This is a genomic window from Streptomyces malaysiense (assembly GCF_000980885.2).
Classification (GTDB): domain Bacteria; phylum Actinomycetota; class Actinomycetes; order Streptomycetales; family Streptomycetaceae; genus Streptomyces; species Streptomyces malaysiense.
Genome location: NZ_LBDA02000146.1, coordinates 1 through 1,761, shown reverse-complemented (window position 1 = coordinate 1,761; position 1,761 = coordinate 1). Strand labels below are relative to the sequence as shown.

Here is a 1,761-nt window from a genome sequence, read left to right as displayed (position 1 = left end):
AAGCTCGACCGGCGGGCCCTGCCCAAGCCGGTACTGCCCGGGAGCACGGGCGGCCAGGGCGCGCGCACGCCCGCCGAGGAGGTTCTGTGCACCCTGTTCGCCGAGGCGCTGGGCCTGCCGGCGGTCTCGGTGGACGACGACTTCTTCCGGCTCGGCGGCCATTCGCTGCTCGCCACCCGGCTCGTCTGCCGCATCCGCGCCCTGCTCGGCACCCAGCTGTCGCTGACCGACTTCTTCCGGCACCCGACGGCCGCCCTGCTCGCCGGCCACCTCGCCGGGGCTGGCGCGGAGGACCGTCCGGCGTTGGTGGCGGCCGAGCGGGGCGACCGGGTGCCGCTCTCCCCGGCCCAGCGCCGGCTCTGGTTCCTGGACCAGTTGGAGGGCCCGTCGGCGACGTACGACATCCCGATGGCCGTCCGGGTGCGGGGCGCCCTCGACCGGGAGGCGCTGCGCGGTGCCCTGTCGGACGTCGTGGGCCGGCACGAGGTCCTTCGGACGCGGTACCCCGCCCAGGACGGCACGCCGTACCAGTCCGTCCTGCCGGTGGAGGAGATCGCTCTCGCGTTGCCGGTGGTCCCGGTGACCGAGGAGGCGCTGCGGGACACCCTCGGTGAGCTGGCCGCGAGCGAGACCTTCGACCTCACCCGCGACCTGCCCGTCCGGGCGACCCTGCTGGAACTGGCACCGGCCGACCACGTGCTGCTGCTGGTGGTGCACCACATCGCTTCGGACGGCTGGTCCAACGCCCCGCTGATGCGGGACCTGGGGCTCGCGTACGGGGCCCGGGTCGACGGGCGGCTGCCGGACTGGGAGCCGCTGCCGGTCCAGTACGCCGACTACACGCTGTGGCAGCAGGAGGTGCTGGGTGACGCGGACGACCCGGACAGCGTGCTCTGCTCGCAACTGGCTTTCTGGAAGGAGGCGTTGGCGGGGCTGCCGGACGAGGTGACGCTGCCCGCGGACCGGCCGCGCCCGGTGGTGGCCTCCTACCGGGGTGCCACGCACACCGTGTCCTGCCCGGCCGGGACGCACCGGGCGCTCACCGCCCTGGCCCGGGAGACCGGCAGCACGTTCCTGATGGTGGCCCAGGCGGCGGTGGCCGCGCTGCTGACCCGCTCGGGCGCCGGCACCGACATCGCCATCGGCTCGCTCGTCGCGGGGCGCGGCGACGAGGCACTCGACGACCTGGTCGGCTTCTTCGTCAACACCCTGGTCCTGCGGACCGACACGGGCGGGGACCCGTCCTTCCGCGAACTCCTGCGCCGCGCCCGGGAGACCGACCTCGCGGCCTGGGCGCACCAGGACGTGCCGTTCGACCGGCTCGTCGAGGCCCTCAACCCCGGGCGGTCCGCCTCCCGGCACCCGCTCTTCCAGGTCATGCTCACCGTGGCCGATGCCGTCGACCCGGCGCCGGTCCTGCCCGGTGCGGAGACGAGCATGAACCAACTCACCCTGGGCGCGTCCAAGTTCGACCTCACGGTCAACTTCTACGAGCACCACGCCCATGACGGCGGCCCGGCCGGCCTCGACATCACCATCGAGTACGCCACCGACCTCTACGACGCCGTCACCGTGCGGGCGGCGGCGGCCCGCCTGGTGCGGCTGCTCGGCGCGGCCGTCGCCGAGCCCGAGACCCCGATCGGCCGGATCGATCTGCTCGGGGAGGCCGAGCGCGCGGAACTCCTCGTCGCCTACAACGCCACGGCGACCGATCTGCCCGCCGCCTCCCTGCCGGAGCTGTTCTCCGCGCAGGCGGGGCGT

General features: G+C 74.4%; 1 protein-coding gene. It reads left to right on the top strand.

Translation table 11 applies throughout. The features are described 5' to 3' along the window. A partial coding sequence (locus tag VT52_RS34350; protein ID WP_240510014.1) for a condensation domain-containing protein occupies positions 1-1,761 on the top strand: 1,761 nt, incomplete at both ends.